The 18824-nt window shown below is 65.2% G+C and carries 13 protein-coding genes; 7 read left to right on the forward strand and 6 right to left on the reverse strand.

Translation table 11 applies throughout. The annotated features are described in order from the left end of the window. The coding region (locus tag BT264_RS00305; protein ID WP_256260550.1) for an ESPR-type extended signal peptide-containing protein at window positions 1-4460 on the reverse strand (4460 nt) is incomplete at its 3' end. Between the two features lie 471 nt (window positions 4461-4931). Here BT264_RS00305 and BT264_RS00310 point away from each other — a divergent pair. Then, window positions 4932-7964, forward strand: coding sequence for an ATP-binding protein (locus BT264_RS00310; RefSeq protein ID WP_072435828.1), 3033 nt, complete (start codon window positions 4932-4934; stop codon window positions 7962-7964). Window positions 7965-8145: 181 nt separating this feature from the next. Here BT264_RS00310 and BT264_RS37740 read toward each other — a convergent pair whose 3' ends face one another. Further along, on the reverse strand, window positions 8146-8538 hold the full coding sequence (locus BT264_RS37740; protein WP_143155670.1) for a hypothetical protein: 393 nt from the start codon (window positions 8536-8538) through the stop codon (window positions 8146-8148). A gap of 137 nt (window positions 8539-8675) precedes the next feature. Here BT264_RS37740 and BT264_RS00315 point away from each other — a divergent pair, with 137 nt between their 5' ends. Together BT264_RS00315 and BT264_RS00320 are read left to right on the forward strand one after the other, a co-directional pair. Beyond that, a complete protein-coding gene (locus tag BT264_RS00315; protein ID WP_072435829.1) occupies window positions 8676-9017 on the forward strand; it encodes a SymE family type I addiction module toxin in 342 nt (113 codons plus the stop codon). Then, complete coding sequence (locus tag BT264_RS00320) at window positions 9014-9334, forward strand: helix-turn-helix domain-containing protein (RefSeq protein WP_072435830.1); 321 nt, start codon at window positions 9014-9016, stop codon at window positions 9332-9334. The genes BT264_RS00315 and BT264_RS00320 overlap by 4 nt, the downstream gene beginning before the upstream one ends. A gap of 439 nt (window positions 9335-9773) precedes the next feature. Here the strand turns inward: BT264_RS00320 and BT264_RS00325 are convergent, their stop codons facing one another. Continuing rightward, the gene (locus BT264_RS00325) at window positions 9774-10499 is read right to left on the reverse strand and encodes a glycosyltransferase family 25 protein (protein ID WP_256260551.1); all 726 of its coding nucleotides are present in this window, start codon (window positions 10497-10499) and stop codon (window positions 9774-9776) included. Window positions 10500-10540: 41 nt separating this feature from the next. Beyond that, window positions 10541-10858: a hypothetical protein gene (locus tag BT264_RS00330; RefSeq protein ID WP_072435832.1), complete on the reverse strand. Its 318-nt coding sequence runs from the start codon at window positions 10856-10858 to the stop codon at window positions 10541-10543. A 463-nt stretch (window positions 10859-11321) separates the two neighbouring features. Here BT264_RS00330 and BT264_RS00335 point away from each other — a divergent pair, with 463 nt between their 5' ends. From BT264_RS00335 to BT264_RS00345, 3 genes are all read left to right on the forward strand, one after another. Further along, window positions 11322-12932, forward strand: a complete 1611-nt coding sequence (locus BT264_RS00335; protein WP_072435833.1) for a tetratricopeptide repeat-containing glycosyltransferase family protein — start codon at window positions 11322-11324, stop codon at window positions 12930-12932. A 13-nt stretch (window positions 12933-12945) separates the two neighbouring features. Further along, window positions 12946-13797 (forward strand): CgeB family protein, encoded by an 852-nt coding sequence (locus tag BT264_RS00340; protein WP_072435834.1) that lies wholly within the window; start codon window positions 12946-12948, stop codon window positions 13795-13797. Between the two features lie 216 nt (window positions 13798-14013). Further along, window positions 14014-14421 (forward strand): NUDIX hydrolase, encoded by a 408-nt coding sequence (locus BT264_RS00345; RefSeq protein WP_072436407.1) that lies wholly within the window; start codon window positions 14014-14016, stop codon window positions 14419-14421. 201 nt (window positions 14422-14622) lie between these two features. On the opposite strand, the gene BT264_RS00350 is transcribed toward BT264_RS00345, so the two are convergent. Then, a complete protein-coding gene (locus tag BT264_RS00350) occupies window positions 14623-15459 on the reverse strand; it encodes a peptidylprolyl isomerase (RefSeq protein ID WP_072435835.1) in 837 nt (278 codons plus the stop codon). Between the two features lie 744 nt (window positions 15460-16203). On the opposite strand from BT264_RS00350, the gene BT264_RS00355 reads away from it, so the two are divergent. Beyond that, a complete protein-coding gene (locus BT264_RS00355) occupies window positions 16204-16983 on the forward strand; it encodes a carbonic anhydrase (RefSeq protein WP_083533869.1) in 780 nt (259 codons plus the stop codon). A gap of 130 nt (window positions 16984-17113) precedes the next feature. On the opposite strand, the gene BT264_RS00360 is transcribed toward BT264_RS00355, so the two are convergent. Further along, the gene (locus BT264_RS00360; RefSeq protein WP_072435836.1) at window positions 17114-18643 is read right to left on the reverse strand and encodes a catalase; all 1530 of its coding nucleotides are present in this window, start codon (window positions 18641-18643) and stop codon (window positions 17114-17116) included. Between the last annotated feature and the right edge of the window lie 181 nt (window positions 18644-18824).

Genomic DNA, 18824 nt, shown 5'->3' on the forward strand with positions numbered 1-18824 from the left:
TTGCCGTCGTCGCCGATCAGGCCCGAGTCCTTCAGCTGGCTCACGTTCACTGCATCCTTGTCGGCAACACCCGCCTTCACGTTCGCAAGCGTCGTACCATCCGTGCCCTTCAGGGTGACCACTTCGAAGTTCGGCGAACCGTCACCGTTCGTGCCGTAGGTCACAGCCAGCGGATCCGTACCGCCACCGCCCAGGTTGGACAGCGCATTCAGCGCATCGCCCACGTTGCGATAGGTGGTGCCACCGATGGTGTACGTCGGATTCGTGATGGAACCGTCTGCGCCGACCGATGCATTGCCGCCAAAGGCTGCCACGGCATCCTTCAACTGGCTGACGTTCACCGCATCCGTGTTGGCCGTACCGCGCGCGACATAAATGATCTGACGCTGCTGCCCCGTCGAGCCCACCGAGATCGAGTTCAGTCGATCCGCCACCGAGCTCGCGCCCAGTGCGACCGAGTTCAGTGCGGTGCCCGTGACGCTGGACTGACGGCCGATGGCGATCGAGTTCGTGGCGAGCGGGTCGACCTGCGCGCTCGTGCCGAATGCCATGGAATCGGCCGCATTGGCCCGCGCCGTATTGCCGAACGCAAGGGCGTTGACGCCCGCGGCTCGCGCGTTGAAGCCCGCGGCGACCGCGTTGTTGCCCGAAGCGTTCGTGCCGTTACCCAGTGCGAGCGCGCTCGTACCGGTCGCTACGCCGCTCCCGAATGCGACAGCCCCCGTACCGGTTGCCGATGCACCCGCGCCGAGCGCGACCGAACCGGAGCCCGATGCTCCCGACTGTGCACCGATTGCGATCGACGTATCTCCGGTCGCGCTGGCTTCCGCGCCAATCGCCACACCGTACGTGCCCGCACGAACAAATGCGTTGTCGCTGCCGTCATTCAGGCCGTCGACCTGAACATACGGATCCGTGCCCGCAAGCGTGCCGATCGCGTCCAGTCGGCTGTTCACGTCCTGGATCGCTTGCTTGGTCGTCGTGTTGACGTTGTCGATGGCCGTCTGCGTGTTCGTCGACGCGATACCCATCAAGTCGTTGACCTGGCCGACGGTCGCCGCATCGCTGTCGGCTTCGCCGTTCTGCACGTTCGTGATTCGACGTTGCAGGCCCGTTGCGCTGTTACCGACGGAAACCGTACGGATCTCGTCCGCGACCGAGCCGAGGCCCAGTGCGATGGCATTGAGGCCGGTCGCCTGCGCGGCGACACCCGTGCCGCGGCCGCCGATATACGGGTTGCCGTTTGCCACGCTCTGCTGCAACTGCTGCACGTTGACCGCGTCGGTCGCCGCGACACCCGCGGCCACGTTCGACAGCGTCACCGGGCCGGTCGACTTGCCGCCGCCCAGCGTCACCGCGTTGTAGTTCGGCGTGCCGTCCGCATTACGGTTGTAGGTCACCGCGGCAATTGCGTTGCCGTCGTCGCCGATCAGGCCCGAGCCCTTCAGCTGGCTCACGTTCACTGCGTCCGTGTCGGCAACGCCAGCCTTCACGTTGGCGAGCGTCGTGCCGTCCGTGCCGCCGCCCAGCGTGACCGTGTCCTTCGTCGCGCTGTCGTACGTCACCGCCAACGACGTCAGGTTGCCCTTGCCGTCGTCGCCCACCAGGCCCGAGTCCTTCAACTGGCCGAGGTTCAGCGCGTCGCTGTCGTCGGTTGCGTCAGCCACGTGCTTCAGTTGCGTCGGGTTCGTACCGTCGCCCAGCGTCACCGAACCGTAGTTCGGCGTACCGTTCGCGTTACGGTCGTACGTCACCGCAGCAATCGCCTTGCCGTCGTCGCCGATCAGGCCCGAGCCCTTCAGCTGGCTCACGTTCACCGCGTCCGTATCGGCAACACCCGCCTTCACGTTTGCGAGCGTCGTGCCGTTCGTGCCGCCGCCCAGCGTCACCTTATCCTTCGCCGTAGTGTCGTACACCACCGCCAACGATTCGCCCGTATCAGGGTCGATCACACCGCCACCCTTCAGCGAATCCTCCAGCGAACCGACGCGCGTGTTCGTCGCGAACAGTTGCGAACCGTTCACGGCGTCCGTGCTCGTGTTCGACAGCGCACCGTCTGCCACGTTGGTGATCTTGCGTTCGTTGCCGACGCTGCCAACCGATACGGTGTTGGACGCAGCGATCGACCCGTTACCCAACGCGACCGAATTGCCGCCGGCCGCCGTTGCATCGACGCCCAACGCAACTGCGTCCGTAACGGCATGCGCGTTAGTACCGAGCGCTGTGCCGTTCAGGCCAGCTGCCGATTTCGTACCGATCGCCGTTGCGTTCGCATTTTGCGCACGTGCACCCTGGCCGATTGCCACGCCATCCTGCGCGGCAATCACGTCATTGCCGATTGCGATACTGTTGGCCATGCCTGCGGTGGCGCTGCTGCCGATCGCGACGCCGCCGGCCGCGAGCGCTTTCGCGTTCGAGCCGATGCCAACCGCGCCGGCGCCCGTGGCACTTGCAGCATCGCTGCCGTCGCCTGCGCCGTTCGCCTTGAAGTACGGGCTGTTGCCGTCGACAGTCGCGATGGCCGCGTTCAGTTGGGCGAGGTTCACCGCGTCGGTCCCCACCGTACCGGCCGCGAGGTTGGTGATCTGCCGTTCCGAACCGACGTTGCCGACCGAAACCGAATTAATCCGGTTCGCCACCGAGCCCGCGCCAAGCGCGACCGAATTGTCTGCCTGCGCATTGGCCCGGAAGCCGATGCCGATCGCCGACGCACCGCTTGCAACCGAGCTCTGGCCAAGCGCGACCGTGTTTATAGCCGATGCATTGGCACCATTGCCCACCGCAGTGGCATTGGTCGCGCCAGCGACGGACAGCGAACCGAGTGCCACCGTATTGTTCGCGTTGGCGTGCGAATTCACACCTGCCGCAATGGAGTTAATGCCTGTCGCTTCCGAACGCGTGCCGAGTGCCACCGCATTATCTGCGGATGCCATCGAACTGCCACCGAGCGCAACGGCTGAAGTCCCCGCGGCGCTCGCATTCGCGCCAATAGCAGTCGCGCTATTGCCTGCCTGCGCCGCTACCGCCGGGGCGTACGTACCTGATCTGACATTCACGTAGGGATCGTCGGCAGCCGCGATCGCGGCGTTCAACTGATTCACGTTAACTGCGTCCGTACCCTCCGTCCCCACAGCCACGTTCGTGATCTGGCGCTGCTGCGCCGTCGATCCGACGGACACGGCATTGGCGCGATTCGCCACACTGTTCGTGCCCAATGCAATAGACGAAGCCGCGCTCGCCGTCGAGTTGGTGCCCAGCGAAACACCCGAGCTTCCCGAAGCCATCGCGCCGTAACCCACCGCGACCCCGGCTCCGCCACCCATCGCACTCGCTTCGCCGCCGAGGACCGTTGCGGAAGAGCCCGAATGCCGCGCGTTCGTACCGATCACGATCGAACCGGTACCACCGGCCGTTGCGCTGTTGCCGATCGCGATCGAACCGTTCGCGCCCGTCACGTCACCGTCGATTGCCCTGGCACCCGTTCCGATCGCAATCATGTTCGACGGAACAAAACGGCCGGTCTGCGCGACGGCGGCTCCGCCGCCCACCGCCAGGTTGCCGGTACCAACCGCCGATGCGTATGTGCCGAGAGCCGTGGAATTGTTGCCGGTAGCCGCCGCGCCACGACCCAAAGCCGTCGCTGACGCGCCGGTGGCGGCAGCACCCACACCAACAGCCGTCGCTTCCGCCCCGGTCGCACGCGAGATCGTACCGAGCGCCACAGCATTCTGCGCGGTTGCTACCGTATTGCCGCCGAGCGCGACGGCCGATGTCCCCGTGGCGCTCGCATTCGGACCGACCGCCGTCGCGCTGTTGTTGGTCCCAACGGTGGCGGCAGAGTTGGCCGCATAGGGTCCGGTGCTGAAGGCGACAAACTGGTTATCCGTCGCAGCGATCGCAGCATTCAACTGGTTCAAGTTGACCGCATCCGTGCCGACCGTACCGGCGGCCAGGTTCTGGATGCGGTTGTTCGTCATACTGACGGTATTGGCAAAATCCGTTGTGCCTGTGACGTGAACGCCATTGGCACCGTAAATCATCAAATGACCGTCCCGGCTGCCCGCCACCGATGCGGTGCTACCCGTTGAGCCGGGCCCGGATGCACCATTCAGATCACCACCATTTCCCAGCACGAACGAAGGCGCACGCCCTCCGTAGGTTGGATTGTTGGTACCGATAGCCGCACAGTTTGCGTTCGTCGTTGAAGCGGAGTAGCCGAACGTATGGCCAACCGCCCCGTTCGCTCCCCCGCACAGGTTCAGCGCGCCATTCCCGTTCGCCGTCTGCGCTTCCGCATCGATCGCAATCGCGCCGCCGCCAAAACCCGCCATGACCGCCACCGCGGCCGTTACCGACGAACGCATCGTCGAGTTCGATTTCTTGCGCGCACGCGCCGTTTCGGCTGCTGCGACCCATGTACCCGTCGTCGGATTCCAGACGGTTCGGTATGTCTTGTTCACGTTGATTGCCTCTATACGAAAGTGTGAGACGAAGTTCGAGCTACGTGAGGCAATATATTTTTTGCAACTGCTTTCGATAATCAGACAGCAATACGCGGCAAAACTTATTTACTAAGACTGGTCCGAATATGACGATGCCTGACACTTTTGCGAGGAAAACACCACACGACACTCGCCAGAAACACGGCATCGTTTGACACGCACGCCGATCGCGCCTTATAAACGCAGCGCGCAGGCCGCCTCGCAAACTAGGACCAGTCCTACCACTCCGAGCGAATTGCTTCGGACTGCCCTACATACCGGCGGCCCTGCCATCACGATAATTGGCTCGTTCCCCGAGCCGGCAGTGCAATCGCCTGCCATCCCACACGGCTTACGGATATCGCTACGCGTCGCGGTTCGCGAACGGCTCTCGTCGTTCGCATCGCGCGCGGCCCACGATTTGCGCATTGATTTCACGGTATTCGTCCCATGCCCATCCGAAACCTGTTCGTGTCCCCGGTGGACGCCAGCGCGCCGTTCGCGTCGATCGACGGCGAGGCGCGCGACCTGAGCCTGCTTCACCGCTACCAGCGCTTCACGCTGTACGGCGGCGCCGCCGTGCTGTCGCTCGTGATCCTGTTCGCGACAAGCGTGCTGCTCGACGGCTCGGTGCGCGACTACATCGCCAAACGGCGCGAGCTGTTCGCCACGCATAAGGCGCTCGTCGAACTCGAGATCGACGCGAAACAGGCATCGGTGCGGCGCTCGATAATCAACGCGGAGCTGCTGTGGAACAGCCACCCGCACCATTCGCGCAGCGCGGCCGAGGCGCTCGCACGCGACGGCCACGTCGTGCTGTCGCCGTTTCGCAACGTGAGCGACATCTTCGTGGCCACGACGCCCGAAGCGCTGGCCGGCAACGACGTAGACGAATACGTGCAGTTGATGGAACGACTGACGATCTCGGTGGCGGCCGCCGAGCGGCAATCGGGGATGCCGCTGTCGGGCTACGCGTACAGCCCCGACCGCAACGTGCTCGCGATCACGCCGCCGCCGTCGATGCCGTATCGCGATGTGCTGGAGCGCATCGGCGTGGCCGACACGCGCGCGCTGATCGACCGCCTCGCGTTCAACGTGGCCGACTGGTCGAACCCGGCCGTCGCACGCTACTGGCGCGCGACGCGCCGCATCGCATGGGAGCCGCCCGCGATCGATCCGCTCACCGGCAAGAAGGTGTTCCGTCTCGTCGAACCGGCGTTCGACGGCCCGCGGCACTTCATGACCTTCGTCAGCGATCTCGACGTGAACGTGATCGACGACCGGCTGAAGCAGGCGCCGGAAGATGCGGTCGTGATGCTGGTCGACCAGGCCGGCCGCGTGCTGCTCGACGAGGACCGCACGCGCGCGTCGATCGACGGCGCCGCGCTGATGCGCCACGCGCTCGCCGAGAACGCGTGGCGGCACGGCCTCCACCGCTTCCACGAAAGCTATCTGCACGGCGTGTTCACGATCAGCGACCGGATCGCCGATACAGGCTTCGCGATCGTCTATGCATATTCGTGGCGCACGATCGCGATCGCGATCTGGCCGACGATCGTGCGCGAGTTCGGCGTGGCCGCGCTGATCCTCGCCGTGCTGTGGACGCTCGTGATCGCGTTCGACCTGAAGGTGTTCGCGCCGGTGTTCCGCCGCTCGCGCCGCGTGTTCGAAACCGACGAGATGAGCCGCGCGATCATCGCGACGTCGCCGTTCGGCATCGTGCTCGTATCGCTCGATACCGACGCGGTGCTGCTGCGCAACCGGATGCACGAGCTGTACGAAAGCGCGGCCGGCGAGCCGCCGCTGCACGAGCGCCTGCTCGCGCGCTACCGTCAGGGGGCGGACGGCGCCCCGGTGCAGCTCGACGTGGAGTTCCCCGTGACGCTCGACGACGGCCGCGCGCGCGACCTGCTCGTCAACTTCGTGCGCGTGCGCTATCGCGGCAAGGACACGCTGCTGTGCGGCTTCTCCGACATCACGACGCGCGCCGACACCGAGCGCGCGCTCGACAGCGCGAACCGCGCGAAATCGACCTTCCTCGCGACGATCAGCCACGAGATCCGCACGCCGTTGAACGCGATGCTCGGCAATCTCGAACTGCTCGACAAGGCGCCCGACCGCAATCGCGAGAAGTCGCGGCTGCACGCGGTCACGTCGGCCGCGCGGATGCTGCTCGACATGCTGAACAACGTGCTCGACATGACCAAGATCGAAGCCGACCGGATGACGCTCGAAGCCACCAGCTTCCGCATCGACGAACTGGCGCGCGACATCGTCGAGCTGTTCGAGCCGATCGCGCGCGCGAAAGGCGTCGCGCTGCGCGTCGACGTCGATGCGCAGGCGGCGCGGCCGTACGTCGGCGATCCGCTGCGGGTGCGGCAGATCGTCGTCAACCTGGTCAGCAACGCGATCAAGTTCACCGACCGCGGCACGGTCGCCCTTTCGGTGACGGCACCCGTGGCCGACGGCACGCCGGTGATGATCCGCGTCAGCGATTCCGGCATCGGCATGACGGCCGCGCAGCTCGAACACGTGTTCGAGCCGTTCGCGCAGGCCGACGAATCGATCGCGCGCCGCTTCGGCGGCACGGGCATCGGCCTGCCGCTGAGCAACCGGCTCGCCGAATCGATGGGCGGGCGCATCGCCGTGGACAGCGTACCGAACGTCGGGTCAACCTTCGTCGTGTCGCTGCCGTTGCCGCTCGACCATCAGCACGGGATGCAACCCGCGCCGGCCGGTGGCGATACGCCGGACCTGCGCGTGCTGTTCGTCGACGACAACCCGGTCAACCGCTCGCTCGTGCACGATCAGCTCGACGTGCTCGGCTATCGTGCCGACGTGGCGTCGAGCGTCGCGGAGGCGCTCGATCTCGTCGAGCGGCACGACTACGCGATCGTCATGACCGACCTCAACATGCCGGGCCTCGACGGCTATGCGCTCGCGCGGATGCTGCGCGAACGCGGCCGCGCGCTGCCGATCCTCGCCGTGACCGCACATGCGGAGCCGGACGAAATGCGGCTGTCGAAGGAAGCCGGCATCGACGAGATCGTCACAAAGCCGACGTCGCTGCGCTCGCTCGAACAGGCGATCGCGAAATACACGGGCCCGTGGCGGCCGGGCCGCGCGATTCCGCCGGCGCCGGCGAGCACGCGCGGGCCGCTGCCGCGCGACCTGCGCGCGGCGCTGGTCGACGCGACGAATCGGGCCAATGCCGCGATCGCGCGTGCGCTCGAATACGGCGACCTGAAAGCTGCTCGCGCGGAAATTCACAGCATGCGCGGCGCGTTCGCGATGATCGGCGAGCGCGACGTGTCGGCCCTCTGCGCGTCGCTGGAAGCGCTGGCGCTGGCCGGCGACGCGGTGGCGTTCGCGCGGGAGTTCGAGCAGTATCGAAACAGCGCCGAAGGCGCGCTCACACGGCGCGCCGAAGCCGACGCGGAGCAGCGTGCCGACCCGCTCGCGATGGCGGCGGCGAAGCATTGAGGATGAAGCGGGAGCGAAGCGGGTATGCGGCTCGCTTCGGTTCGTCCGGATGACGAACAAAGGAAGTGCGCGGCAACCGTGGGCCGGTGTTCGACGCTCGCATAAGGCAGCGTGAGGAGTAGTGCTACAACCAACGTAGCGCGCATTACGGCCGGGCCCAACGACCGCCGTCGAATATGCGTCACGGTGCCGCGCAAACCAAGCTTAACGTCACCGGACGCCGTATCCAATAGGACTGAACCGATTCGCGCTGGGATTCGTTCCCGTTATAAAGACCGCCGTTCATTGACGGATGGCGGCCGGTTTCGTCGACGTCTCGCGCGCATTCATCGTCACGGTGGGCGGCGAACGAGATTCTCACGCGGCGTGCAACGGGCGCATCGAAACAATCGGCCGACACGTTTTTCAACACATCGGTGATGAAACGACGACGCGGCCAGCCAACGCAGGCGCCCCGAAATCGTTGAGGAGCAAGCATCCGGGACATTGGCCTGATGGCCAGTTCTGCTGAAACGCACATAACCATCACCCGAAACCGGTCGAACTTGGCTACAGTGGTTGCACGTTTTCGCAAGGACGTTCAGGGCATGTCGGCACGCGAGGCACGTGACGAGGTGACGATCGAAATCCACTGCGTAAACGAGCGCGGCCTGCAGATGTAGGAGCACCTGCAGGCCGCTGACCACAACCAACTCAACACAGGAGTTGACCATGGCTGACGCGAATCATAGCGCACCGTTTCTTTTCCAAGACTGTTTCGTCAACACTCAGACATCTTTTCAATCTCGCCGCATCGTTCCGCATATCCGGCTCACCGATATGGCGCCACCTGTCCTGCATCTGTGGATGAAGCTGTCCGGCCGGTGGATCGAGGCAGCGGGCTTCGAGCCCGAGCAGCGCTTGCAGATCGAGGTGTCGCACCAGCGGCTGGTGATCACGCCGATCGACGATGCGAGCCGCGATCCTGTCGGGAAGAAGGGATTCCCCGCTTTCGATACCACGATGGAACAGCAGCAGCCGCAGTTCTCGGCGGTCACGGGAGACGCACAATGAATCGCGACGACCAGAATCATGACACCGACAACGTGCCGACCGATTTCGACTTCTACGACGTCGGGGAACTGGCGGCCAAGTCCGCACTCGTGCTGAAACTCAACTCGCTGATCGCCTCGCAAGCCCTGACCGAGGACGAGGCTGCGGCGCTCGCGGAAATGGCCCGGCCGGCGGTCACGCCCGAGCAGCGCGAGAGGCTCCGGAACGTTTCGCTGGATCAACTGATGGTGACGCTGGCGGCATTTGGCCAGCATGTGGAAATCGTGGTGCGGCCTGTGGGGAAATCGGGCCCGGCGGGTATCACGGTTTCGGTCTGACAGCGGGCGTAGCACGACAAGGAAGTGTGTGTGGCAGCCGGAAGCGCGTCGGCGCTTGCATCAGGCAGCGTCAGGTGCAGGTGCTATCAAGGAAATAGCATGATGGCGGCCGGGGCCAACGGCCGCCACCGCAGCGCCTTCGGCGCCACACCCCTTCCGTTTAACGTGGCCGATTGTCACAGCCAATCGGAGCAGGTCGATTCTGCAACCCGTCAAGCGCGCTTCTGCCGTGTTCAGCATGATCAAGAGACGATCGCTGTTTTCCAAACGTCGGAAGTCTGCCCGCGTCTTTCCGGTCATCCGCATCGAACCCGCAAAAAGCCGCTGCCGCTGACCACGGCAGCGGCTAACCCGACGAATCGCCCGATCCGCCGTGCGTCTGATACACACGCTGACTGCTGGATAGTCGCTTGCGCGGCCGGTTCGTCGTTTCGCGCGATCAGACCTGGATCGTCGACGTCTCGCGCGCATTCATCGTCACGGCGAGCGGCGGAAAGGTGGCCGCGCTGCGCATCGCGCTGTAGAACTTGTTCATCACGACGTCGATGCCGCAGTTCGCCATCGTCCGGCCCAGCCCGTGCGAATACAGCATCTCGGGCTGCAGCGGAAAGCAGCGGTCGAGCAGGAAGCGCGCGCCGGCCGGCGAGATCGTATAGGCGCAGATTCCGTAGAACTCGAGCAGGTTCATCACGAGCACCGGGCCGCGGTCGTTCTGGAAATCGCCGATCGCGTCGGTGAGCGCCGCTTCGTCGAAGCGCATCGTCACCGGCGTGCGGCTGTTGAAGATCGAACCGCGCAGGATCGAATCGAAGTTGTAGCCCCACGCGACGAAATCGTGACGCCCGGGGTTATCGCGCAGGAATTGCAGCGTGGCGTCGTGGAAGTCCGGCCGGAAGATCGCATCGTCTTCGGCGATCGTCACCAGCTCGCTGCCGGATGCGATGTCGGTCCACAGACGGTGCGTGGTCATCGCGATGCCGAACGCGCCGCGCGTGTACGGCAGCCCGGGCGCGAACAGGCCGGATACCGCGAGATCGGCATCCGACAGCGCGCGTCCGTCGATCGCGTCGACGAACTCGAAATCCAGATGGGGGTTGTTCACGCGGAACGCGTGCCGGCGCGCATGGCTGCGGCGTAGCGAAATGACCTGGATGGTCGAGCGCACGGCCGGATCTCCGGCAAGCAAAGCGGGCGCGTTCGTCGCCATCATTGCCAGCCCGTCACGACCGAGATCCCGAACACGATGCCGAGCACGATGCCCACCGCGCGGCCTTGCAGGATCGGCTTCAATGCGGCCGGCTCGAAGAACGGATCGATCGTGTCCTCCCGGTTGCGCCATGCGGCGAACGCAGGCGGCACGAGCAGCACGAATGCCATCAGCACGGCCGAGACAAGCGTCACCACCAAGCCGCCGGCATTCCATCGCGTGCCGGCTTCGATCACGAAATGCACGAGCGCGACTGTCGCCGAACTCGCAATCATGCTGACCACCGCGCCTTTCACCAGATTATCTGCATCACTCATCGACTGTCCTCCATCGCATGTTTCAAGCCGATCGACATCGGCGGATGCTGCGTATTACAGGCGAGTTGGACGCGAATCTCTATCGGACGGGTCTTATTGTCCGGCGGCGGCGCGAAGGAATCGGACCAGGCCTACACCGGCGGGCCCGGGCCGATGCGGCGCCGCCCGTCGAACGAAGGCGACGCATTACCCGCAGGCACGGCGGCCACACGCCACTCCTCCCCGTTGGCAGCCCCCGAGACTCATCGTGTTAGCCCTTTTAGGACTGGTCCGATTTAGTTGCCGGCAGCGTGTGCATAAAGTGGAACCCATCACGGCGCCAGGCCTCCGCCGCAACCGGCATGACGCCTGCGACGCCTTTGGCCCGAAACGTCTCGACACGAACGTTCGGCGTCCCCTCCCCGATTGACGATGCAACCGATCGCCGCGCCGATGCGCGAACGGTTTCCCGGAGCAATTTCACATGCAGATCACGACGTACGACATGCCCACTCTCGCCGACATCCCGCATCTGCAAGACGATCACGACGATGCCGTTCAGGCCGTATCGACCGGCGCGGAAGCGGCGCCGGGAAGGCTCGACGAATCCGTCGCCGGCGCCACGCAGATGCTGATCGATCGCGGCGACGTCACGCGTGCCGCCGAGCTTGCCGCCGAGCACTGGCGGATGCATCCCGCGTCGCCGGCGGCGGCTTTCAATTGCGGTTACGCACTCCAGGTGGCCGGGCGTCACGCCGATGCGATCGTGCCGTACCGCAAGGTGCTCGACCTGGCACCCGCGTGGCCGTCGCTGAAGAACAATCTCGCGCTCGCGATCCGCATGTCGGGCGGCGACTCCGACGTGGAACACGCGCTCGTCGAAGGCGCGCTCGACGACGATCCGCACGACGCCCGGGCCTGGACGAATGCGGTGATCACGCGCCTCAACCGATTCGACCTGGACGGCGCGCAACGCGCGGCCACGCGTGCCGTGTGGCTCGCGCCGGACAGCCCACGCGCGACGAACAATGCGGCCACCATGCTCAAGGAGGCGCAGCAGTGGGACGACGCCGAGCGGTATGCACTGCGCACCTGCGCGCTCGATCCGCACGACCCGGCACACCGCTACAACCTGTCGCTGCTGCGCCTCGCGCGCGGTGACTTCGCGTCGGGCTGGGCCGATTACGAAGCCCGCTGGCGCGGCGCGGGCGAGCTGCGTGGCAGGCTGCCCATGTTTGCGCAGCCGCGCTGGCGCGGCGAATCGCTCGCAGGCAAAACGCTGCTCGTCTGGGGCGAACAAGGGCTCGGCGACGTGCTGCAGTTCAGCCGCTACCTGCCGCTGCTCGCGAAGCGCGTGCATCGCGAAGGCGGACGCATCGTGTGGAACGTATTTCCGGAATTGGGCGCACTGATCGCGCGCAGTCTCGGCCATCACGCCGACGTCTTCGACATCGGCACCCGCATCGAACGCCTACCCGACCATGACTACGAACTGCCGCTGATGAGCATTCCCTGGCTACTCGGCCTCGACGCCGACGCGCTCGGCACGTCCGTGCCCTATCTCCGTGCGGATGTCGCGGCCACCGACGCATGGCGCAATGCGCTCGCCGGCGAGCGGCGGATGAAGGTCGGCCTGGTATGGACCGGCAGTCTCACGCACCAGCGCAACCGCTTCCGCCGGGTCGGGCTCGAGCGCTACGCAGACGCGTTCGACAACTTGCAGCAGGACGTCGCGTTCTACTCGCTGCAACCGGGTGCGCAGCACGACATCGAGGCGGCGCGCGCGGCCGGCTTTGAAGTGGCGGACATGACACGCGAATGGAAGACGCTCGACGACACCGCGGCGTTCATCGGCGCACTCGATCTCGTGATCACCGTGTGCACGTCGGTCGCGCACCTGAGCGGCGCGCTCGGCCAGTTCACGTGGGTGCTGCTCGACGCGAACCCGCACTGGGTCTGGCAGCACGACCGGCGCGACAGCCTGTTCTATCCGGGCGCGTCGCTGTACCGGCAACGGACGTTCGCTGACTGGGGGCCCGTGCTCGACGAGGCGGCGGCGGATCTCCGCGATCTCGCCGGCCGCGACGTCGAATAGCCGGGAGCGCAGCATGGACTACAACATCTGCGTCGTCCGGCCGCCGGACAACCCGCATACGGCAGCGTTCGACGAACTCGCGGAAGTCATTGCATACGGCCTGCACGATCTCGGCCACGCCGTCCACATGAACGACAACGTCCTGATGCCCGGCGCGCGCAACATCATGATCGGCTGCCATCATGCCGAGCCGCGGTCGATCGAGCACGTGCCGGCCGACACGATCGTCGTCAACACGGAGCAGATTCACGTGGACGAGCGCGACTGGAACGAGCGGATCTACTTCTGGACCTCGCGCTTCGAAACCTGGGACTACAGCGAACGCAATCTCGCGAAGCTTCACAGCGTCGGAATACGCGATACGCGCCATCTGAAACTCGGCTTTCATCCGGCGCTGCGCCGCATTCCGGCAACCGTGGAGCAAGACATCGACGTCCTCTTCTACGGCTCGATCGGGCCACGGCGTCAGGCCGTGCTCGACACGCTGGCCGCGCGCGGGCTGAAGGTATGCACCGTTTATGGCGTGTACGGCGAAGCGCGCGACGCATTGATCGCACGTGCGAAAGTCGTGCTGAACCTGCATCACTATGCGTCGCACATCTTCGAGATCGTGCGCGTGTTCTACCTGATGACCAACGGCAAGGCGATCGTCGGCGAAGTGTCGCCGACGACGGCGGTCGATGCCGACTATGCGGGCGGGTTCCGCGCGGCGCCGTATGACGCGCTGGTCGATGCATGCGTCGAGCTGGTGCGTGACGTCGAACAGCGTCGCAAGCTCGAGGCGGCGGCACTGGAAACGATCGCGCGGATACCGCAGGCACGGGAACTCGCTGCGCTGCTGGCGCGGGAGGCGGTGGCCGAGTAGCCGCCCGACGCATTCGGTCGAGCGTGGCCCCAAGAATCAGGCCAGTCTGATTTCCTGCCGAAACGCCATTCCGGACAATAGCGCTGCGGGATGACCGACGCCGCATTTTTTCGATCGATCGACGCGAAGCAAACCTCTCCGTCTTGACGCCGCCTCCCGGAGGCGGCGTTTTTTTCACACCGCGGCATCCGCCGCATGCAATCGGACGACACCATCGTGAAAGAACGCGCCACCGTCCTGTGCCGACGCGGCGACCGGATTCTGCTGGTCGCCCGGTTGCACGCCCGCTGGGCGCTACCCGGCGGCCGGCCCAAACCCGGCGAATCGCTGAGCGACGCCGCGCGCCGCGAACTCGCGGAAGAAACCGGGCTCGTCTGCCGGAACCTGCGCTACCTGTTTCGCGCGGCCGGCAAGCACAAGCTGCATCACGTGTTCCTGGCGGATCTCGACGCGCACGCGATAGCCCGTCCATCCCGGGAAATCGCGCACTGCGCGTGGTTCGACCGGCTGGCGATCGCGTCGATCGATTGCAGCAACCCGACACCCGCGATCGTCGAACTCGCACTCGACATGACGCGCATTGCCCCGCCCGTGACCTTCATGATTCATGTCGAAGCGGCGTAGGAAATGCTGACGGAATGAGTTTTGGAGGGTTCGCCGATGGGCGTGATGGCCTCGATCGGAGGTAGTTGCAGGATGACGTGATTGGCACCCTGCGTGATTTCGGTGGCGCCGGAAGCGCTTGGATGCCAGCGAAACCACGAAGAGGCCGACAAAAGGCTCGGCGGGCTCACAGCCCGCCGAGCCTCATTTTGTTGGTGCTTTTTACTGCTGAATCGTCGCCTGCGCGGCCAGCTTGTCGACCAGTGCGGTCATCGCGCTTTGCCGGGCCTGCTGCTCCAGTTGCTGTCGCAGCACGCCCTTGGCCTTGTCGAAGCTCGGCACGACCACCGGGCGCTTCTCGTCGAGCTTCACGAACGCATACGCATTGCCGACCTGGATCGGGCCGGAGACGGCGCCCGGCTTCAGCGACGTCATCGCCTGCGCGAGCGGCATCGGCAGCCCGCCCGTACGGCCTTCGGCCAGCGGCGTCTTCAGCTCGCTCCACTCGGCCACGCCGCCGTTGGCGGTCGTGTTGTACTTCTTCGCGACCGTGTCGAACGCCGCGCCCTGCTTCAGCTCGGCGGCCGCCGCATTCGCCTTCGCTGGATCGGCCACGGCCACCACTTCCGCCCGGTATTCGAACTGCGCCGCGTTCGCGACGATGTAGTCGTAACGCGCCTTCACCTGCGCATCGGTCACACGCTGCGCGCCCAGCGCGTCGCGCAGGTACAGATCGGCCGCCGCGTTCGCACGCGCACGCGAGACGATGCCCTGCACTTCGGGGCGGCTGCCGTAGTTCGCCTTGTCGGCGGCCTGCTCGACCAGTTGCCGCACGATCAGGTCGCGCTTCACCGCGTCGCGCAGCGCCGGCGTATCGGCTTGCCCGGATGCGTTGACGATCGCGTCCACGTCGCTCTGCGCGATCGGCATGTTGTTCACCACGGCGACGACGCCTTTCGGCAGCGTGGCCGCGCCGGCTTCGGCCGCGACGACGCTCGTCATGCCGGTAGCGCAGACAAGTGCGATCACGGCGGGAATGGCTTGAATACGAGTCTTCATGATGGAGTCCTTGATGATTGACCGCGCACGAAGGCTGCGCGTATGAACGATGGAAACGACATGGCGCCGGCGGCACGCTCGATCGCGATGCTTCGTCGGTGATGCACCGCTCGGGGTGTATCGGTATCGCACATGACACGGGGCGAGCCGCCGCACCGCATACCCGTTGCCGTGACCGGCGACGGCGATACGCGGCATGCGAAACCCGTCGGCGACCGCCGACAGGAAAGAGTGCCCTGCGCTCGCATACGGCAGCGTTGTTACGTTGGCCGCTCGGTCCACTCGATCGGCCGCGACCGTGCCCACCGGCCGCCGCAAGGCACTCTTCCCTGTCGCTCGGCCAGACGCCGCGTTCCGTGCCGCGCGTCGAGCGCGGAAAAAAGACGCCGCCCGCATCGGGCGGCGTTCGGAACGAAGACAAGCTTCGGGTACGAGGTATCGAACGGATCACCATGCAACCGTTCGACCGACACATTGTGGATAGAGGCCGACGACGACACAATCAGCCTGGTCCTACATCGCGCGGGTTTCCTGTCACCTCGATGAAAACCTCGGCGCGGCATGGAACGCGATGCTTTCCCGCGCCGCGTTCCATGCGGACAACGCACGACGTGCCGCCTGAATCAGACACGTCTGATTGGAACGCTTCGGGCCGATACGAATAATGAAATGGCTCCCGGACAGGCATGCATCCGGTGCCGCCGCGAGCGTTCTCTTTTCATCTTCCCGTATCGAGGATCCCGTTTGAGTCATCGCATCAACCTGACGCAGGTCGTCACGGCAGTCCGGCGGGCCGCGCTGCCGCTGTTCGCCGCCGCTATCGCAAGCGGCGCGCATGCTGCTGCCGCCGCCCCGACGCAAGATCAGCACGACTTCGATTACGTCCATCAGCAGGCGTGGCAGATCGAGTCGGGCGATTCGCAATCGCCGATCGACATTCGATCGGGCACCGTCGTGCAGGCCGAACGCTTGCCCGACGTGAACGACGCGATCGTCGTGCATGTCGCCCGCGGCGGTGCGACCGTCGTGGACAACGGACACACCGTCCAGGTCGTGCCGAAGGAAAGCGACGTGATCATCCGCGGCCGTCACTTCAGATTGCTTCAGGCGCACTTCCACGCACCGGCCGAGCACACGATCGAAGGCCGGCGCTATCCGCTCGAAGGCCACTTCGTGTTCCGTGCGCAGGACGGCCGGCTTGCCGTCGTGGCCGTGCTGTACCGCGCCGGCACGGAAAACGCGCAGTTCGCATCGATCGTGCGCGCGGCGCGACGCGACGTTGCATCGCCGCTCGCGTCGTTCAATGCGGCGAGGCTGATGCCGGACGATCTCGACAGCTATTACCACTACCTCGGCTCGCTGACGACACCGCCGCTCACCGAGAACGTCGAATGGTATGTGCTGCAGGACGCGGTGGAACTGTCGCAGGACGACATCGCCGCGTTCACGCAGCACTACTCGCACAACGCGCGCGCCACGCAGCCGCTGAACGGGCGCCCGCTGCTGAAATATCAATCGAACTGAAGTTCGAAGGGTGCGATCGCGTCGATCTCGCATGAACCCGGCCGCCGCGTAATGCGGCAGTGCGGTAACGCAGTAACGTGAAACGGCCAGTCTTTCGACTGGCCGTTTTCATTACCGATTCAATCCGGCATCAGTCCGGCAACCGCGCCGCCAGCGCATCGACGCGCTGCTGGTCGGCATTGACCGCCCGCGTGATCCTGCGGCCGTACTCCGGATCGGCCTTCTGGAAGTACGACAGCATCGTGTACTTGACCTGCTCATTCTTCACCTGCCCCAGATCGCCCGCGAGATTCGCAATCAGGTCCTTGCGCTCGTTCTCCGACAGCGATCGATAGAACGCACCGGCCTGCGCGAAATTCTGCGTCCGGGCCAGCGGCGCCTGCTGCGTCGTGCCGGCCAACGGCAACTGGCTGTACTTGTTCCGTGCATCCGCCGACAGATCCTTCGCGTCGCTCGGCTCATAGTTCACCGTGCCCTTGGTCATGCCGCCGTTCATCGCGCCGTCCTGATTGTGGTTCGCCACGTCGGCACGCGGGCGGTTCACCGGCAATTGCAGGCCGTTCGTGCCGACCCGATGCAGTTGCGTATCCGCATAGGCGAACAGGCGCCCTTGCAGCAGCCGGTCTTCCGACGGCTCGATGCCCGGCACCAGGTTCGACGGCGCCATCGCGGCCTGCTCCGTTTCCTGGAAGATGTTCGCCGGATTGCGGTCGAGCGTCATCGTGCCGACCTTGATCTCGGGAATGCCCGGCCAGATCTTCGTCGCGTCGAGCGGATCGAAATCGAAGCTCGCGAGCTGCGCGGGCTTCAGCACCTGGATATACAGATCCCATTTCGGGAAGTTGCCGGCGGAAATGGCCGCCTGCAAATCGCGCGTCATGTGATTGAAATCCTTGCCCTGGATGCGCTCCGCTTCCTTTGCGTCGAGGTTGTGCTCGCCCTGCAGGCTCTTCCAGTGGAACTTCACGTAGGTCACTTCGCCGCGCGCGCTGATGAACTTGTACGCATGCACGCTGTTGCCGTCCATCTCGCGATAGCTCCTCGGCGTGCCGTAGTCCGAATAGAGGCGCGTGAGCATGTGCGTCGCCTCGGGCTGGTGCGAGAAGAAATCGAAGAAGCGGTTCGGGTCCTGGATGTTCGTGTCCGGCGCCGGCTTCAGCGAATGGACCATGTCCGGGAACTTGATCGCGTCGCGGATGAAGAACACCGGCAGGTTGTTGCCGACGAGATCCCAGTTGCCTTCCGACGTATAGAACTTCGTCGCGAAGCCGCGCGGGTCGCGCAGCGTCTCGGGCGACGTGCCGCCGTGGATCACGCTCGAGAAGCGGACGAATACCGGCGTATCGGTGCCCGGCGCGAACACCTTCGCCTGCGTGTATTCGGAGATGTCGCGGGTCGCGACGAAATGGCCGTACGCGCCGGTGCCGCGCGCATGCACGACGCGCTCCGGAATGCGCTCGCGGTCGAAACGCTGCAGCTTCTGGATCAGGTTCACGTCCTGCAGCAGCACGGGGCCGCCGGGGCCGGCCGTCTGCGAGTTCTGGTTGTCGCCGACGGGCGCGCCGTTGTCGCGCGTCAGCGTCGATGCGCTCGCGTGGAAAGTGGTGAAGGTCGCGCATACCAGCAATGCGGTGCGCCATGCAGCTCTCGTGTCGTACATCTGTCGACTCCATGTTTCGAATGGGGTCTCAATGTAATTCGCACGTAAGCCCGCCGTGAATTGACTTATTCATATCGGCGCGATTGGTCATGCCTATCGCCCCGATGCGAGGCCGCACACACGAAAAAAAACGCCGCCCCAACGGGCGGCGCATCGAACGAAGACTCGCTTCGGATACGGA

The sequence above is a fragment of the Burkholderia sp. NFPP32 genome, assembly GCF_900119325.1.
GTDB classification, from domain to species: Bacteria; Pseudomonadota; Gammaproteobacteria; order Burkholderiales; family Burkholderiaceae; genus Burkholderia; species Burkholderia pyrrocinia_C.

What these genes read in the sequence shown, in the direction of transcription:
- BT264_RS00310 (WP_072435828.1), top strand. Translation starts at nt 4,932, where the DNA reads ATGCCCATCCGAAACCTGTTCGTGTCCCCGGTGGACGCCAGCGCGCCG.
- BT264_RS00315 (WP_072435829.1), top strand. Translation starts at nt 8,676, where the DNA reads ATGGCTGACGCGAATCATAGCGCACCGTTTCTTTTCCAAGACTGTTTC.
- BT264_RS00320 (WP_072435830.1), top strand. Translation starts at nt 9,014, where the DNA reads ATGAATCGCGACGACCAGAATCATGACACCGACAACGTGCCGACCGAT.
- BT264_RS00330 (WP_072435832.1), bottom strand. Translation starts at nt 10,858, where the DNA reads ATGAGTGATGCAGATAATCTGGTGAAAGGCGCGGTGGTCAGCATGATT.
- BT264_RS00335 (WP_072435833.1), top strand. Translation starts at nt 11,322, where the DNA reads ATGCAGATCACGACGTACGACATGCCCACTCTCGCCGACATCCCGCAT.
- BT264_RS00340 (WP_072435834.1), top strand. Translation starts at nt 12,946, where the DNA reads ATGGACTACAACATCTGCGTCGTCCGGCCGCCGGACAACCCGCATACG.
- BT264_RS00350 (WP_072435835.1), bottom strand. Translation starts at nt 15,459, where the DNA reads ATGAAGACTCGTATTCAAGCCATTCCCGCCGTGATCGCACTTGTCTGC.
- BT264_RS00360 (WP_072435836.1), bottom strand. Translation starts at nt 18,643, where the DNA reads ATGTACGACACGAGAGCTGCATGGCGCACCGCATTGCTGGTATGCGCG.